Annotated in this window: 4 protein-coding genes and 1 pseudogene; 3 read left to right on the top strand and 2 right to left on the bottom strand. The window is 35.8% G+C overall.

From position 1 onward, the window contains the following. Nucleotides 1–697 (bottom strand): IS982 family transposase (locus tag GCA01S_RS10960; protein WP_042409934.1); only part of this gene is annotated, 697 nt, incomplete at its 3' end. Nucleotides 698–750: 53 nt separating this feature from the next. Here GCA01S_RS10960 and GCA01S_RS10955 point away from each other — a divergent pair. Both GCA01S_RS10955 and GCA01S_RS10950 read left to right on the top strand, forming a co-directional pair. Then, nucleotides 751–1,509, top strand: coding sequence for an ATP-dependent nuclease (locus GCA01S_RS10955; RefSeq protein ID WP_042409931.1), 759 nt, complete (start codon nt 751–753; stop codon nt 1,507–1,509). Beyond that, a complete protein-coding gene (locus tag GCA01S_RS10950; protein WP_042409928.1) occupies nt 1,509–1,826 on the top strand; it encodes a hypothetical protein in 318 nt (105 codons plus the stop codon). Before GCA01S_RS10955 ends, GCA01S_RS10950 begins: the two co-directional genes overlap by 1 nt. A gap of 51 nt (nt 1,827–1,877) precedes the next feature. On the opposite strand, the gene GCA01S_RS21325 is transcribed toward GCA01S_RS10950, so the two are convergent. Next, a complete protein-coding gene (locus tag GCA01S_RS21325; RefSeq protein ID WP_081804192.1) occupies nt 1,878–1,982 on the bottom strand; it encodes a YjcQ family protein in 105 nt (34 codons plus the stop codon). A 112-nt stretch (nt 1,983–2,094) separates the two neighbouring features. On the opposite strand from GCA01S_RS21325, the pseudogene GCA01S_RS19400 reads away from it, so the two are divergent. Then, nucleotides 2,095–2,253: pseudogene (locus GCA01S_RS19400) on the top strand (nucleotidyltransferase family protein); the annotation flags it as partial. Between the last annotated feature and the right edge of the window lie 85 nt (nt 2,254–2,338).

Raw genomic sequence — 2,338 nt, 5'->3', positions numbered from 1 at the left:
CAACTCGTTGATTTTTCCGAGCAGGCGTCCAAAAAGCGATTTTGTATTCATCGTATAGTTTCTTTTGCAAGGCTTGGCTCACATATCCTTTGTCGCCAAGTGTATACGGATGAGGAAGTTGGGCCATCACGGTTTCCGCAGCTGTCCGGTCGTGGCAGGATGCTTCGGTCAGGACATATCCCATCGGAAGCGCTTGGTCGGTAATCTGAAGATGAAGCTTAAATCCATAGTAAGCCATCTTTTTGGATGCACAATACCCAATATCTGCGATTCCTTGAAATCGTTTGACGCGATACATTCGTGCGTGGTGGCAGAGTTCAATGGGTAAGCTATCCACCACCGCATAAGCGTGATGTTGTCCACGTTTGGCGAGTTGGTGACGAATCCATTTGATCGCCCAACGCAACGACCGGCATCGACGGTTGTATCGAGAGCGCTCTGGGAACATTTCCTTTGTGAACAGGTTTCCAATGACAAATCGATGCCAAGCCCGTTCCGAAGTAAACCCCAGCAATTTTCCAAGAATGTGAATGGCGATGATGACCTCATCCTCTTGCTTCAACAAATGACAATTTCGACGTTGTAAATACATCTGGATACAAGGCAATTGTTCTGATACAAAGAAAAAGAATAAGATCGCGGCATATTGCTTTTGAATTTTTGCTTGGTCTATTGTAAAATGAAAGTGCTCTTGCATGGGACTTCTCCTTTTGGTTGTTTGTTCGCACTTTCATTTTAAAGGAGATCCTCATGCAAGGGCTGTTTTTATGTCTTGAGATTTTATCTAGCACCACGGGTATAAAACTAAAGAAAGATGATGACTTCATTTTATTGATTGAAGAACCAGAAGTTTATTTGCACCCTTCACTACAGAGAAAAATGATTAGCACATTGCTTAAAATTAGTGAAAAAAATCAGGTCATTTTAACTACTCATTCTCCAATTATCGTTAGTAAAATTGATAAAGGGAATATTCATTGTGTAACTAAGAAAAAAGGGGTCACGTCATTAGTAGAGGCGACTGTAGAAAATATAGTGCAAGAGTTGGGTATTCAAGTATCTGATATTTTAAACAAACAAGCTGTAATATTTGTTGAGGGTAAAGATGATGCGCGTTTGTTTAGTCTACTAATCAATAAAATTGCAAAATATAAAGGATTAGACTCAAACTTTTCTGAGAAGTACATTGATATTATTCAAACAGATGGATTTGATAAAATGAGTTTCTATGCTAATGCTCATATATTACATAAGGATGCTGTTAAAGTCCCTTATTGGGTAATTACGGATTCGGATGGGGAATATATTGAGGACAGGAAAAGGGCTTTAATGGGTAAAGGAAAAGCTAATGGTCTAAACTTAAAGGAAGAGCAATTTAAAATATTATCCGAATACGCTATTGAATCATATTTTTTAGACCCTAATCTATTGACACTTGTCTTTGAATTGAAGATAGGGATGCAATTCATTTATGTGACACTTATTTCCAAAAGTATGAAGAAGCATTGATGAAATTAAGAGAGGGTAAGATTGATAAGAAAACCTTTAGAAATAACTTAAAACCCAAAATAATGTTCTCAAATTTGGATAAACCAGAGGGAGCTATCGAGATTATTTTAGATAAATACTATAATGCAGATGAGGCATTCAAAAGGTCAAGGAAAATACTCATAGAAAAATGGAATAATCAAAGTGACCCGATTGGTTTCTTTATCAACCAATTAGATTATTCAGTCCTCGTAGAATCTAAAATGAGGGAGCTAATAGTTCATTTAGAGGAAATTATTGATATTATTACTGGTAAAAAGGTTACTGTTTTGAATTAATTCGGTTAATCAAATATGAGGAAAGAGGTTATCTCTCTTTCCTTTTTTTCCTTATAGCCTTATTAAAGCTTTTACTTCTTTCGCTATTCGATATGCTTTAGACCATTTACTGTTTTCATCCAAATATTTAAGTCCTAACAGTGTTATCTTTGTCATCTCATAATGCTGTATATTGTCAGCCCAATAATATTATATTCTGAATGAACATTTCTTGTATTGCTATACCTATAATATTATGAAGTTCTTCTTCGCTAATATCAAGGTTGCTTGGGGAGTAGATGATGTGATTAATTTGGAAGTAAAACCGACACCCTATTTTCAAGAAACAAAAGAACGAGCACAGATTTATCAAGAACGGATAACGAAAAAGAACTGGAAAGATATTTGGTATAAGGTTAAAGTTTTTCATATTGAAAATTCTTATTAAACTCCCATAGCAGAACAGAATTTTTCCTTAATCTGTGGTGCCGCGAAGCGATGCATGGATAGATTTTTTGTATACTTTTGGTAGG

It is taken from the genome of Parageobacillus caldoxylosilyticus NBRC 107762 (assembly GCF_000632715.1).
Taxonomy (GTDB): Bacteria; Bacillota; Bacilli; order Bacillales; family Anoxybacillaceae; genus Saccharococcus; species Saccharococcus caldoxylosilyticus.
The sequence above is the reverse complement of the archived record's forward strand: the minus strand, read 5'-3'. Positions and strand labels throughout refer to the sequence as shown.

Excerpts from the sequence above, each read along its gene's own strand:
- GCA01S_RS10955 (WP_042409931.1), top strand. The coding sequence starts at position 751 with ATGCAAGGGCTGTTTTTATGTCTTGAGATTTTATCTAGCACCACGGGT.
- GCA01S_RS10950 (WP_042409928.1), top strand. The coding sequence starts at position 1,509 with ATGAAATTAAGAGAGGGTAAGATTGATAAGAAAACCTTTAGAAATAAC.
- GCA01S_RS21325 (WP_081804192.1), bottom strand. The coding sequence starts at position 1,982 with ATGACAAAGATAACACTGTTAGGACTTAAATATTTGGATGAAAACAGT.